Source organism: Mesorhizobium sp. WSM4815, from assembly GCF_055811575.1.
On sequence record NZ_JBVVQS010000018.1, the window covers coordinates 1 to 263 of the forward strand.

Here is a 263-nt window from a genome sequence, read left to right on the forward strand (position 1 = left end):
GGTCGCGTGACAAGGCTGAAAAATTTTCGGTCTGGTACCGCGCCGAGCACGATGTCAACGATTGGCTAACGCTGCGTCAGATGACCCGCTGGGACCAGTCACACAAGGACCGCTACGTGGTCGACCTGCGCACCCTCGGCGCCGACGGCCGTACGTTGGAGCGCCGTGCCACAGACGGCGATGAGCGAGTCCAGACGCTGGACATGCAATTTGAAGCCATCGCTCGTTTCGCCACGGGCGGACTCAAACACACTGCACTGGCC

Annotated in this window: 1 pseudogene; it reads left to right on the forward strand. The window is 62.0% G+C overall.

Features of this window, described 5'->3' with window-relative positions:
* Positions 1 to 263 (forward strand): annotated as a pseudogene (locus AC0L2B_RS00070) (hypothetical protein); the annotation flags it as partial.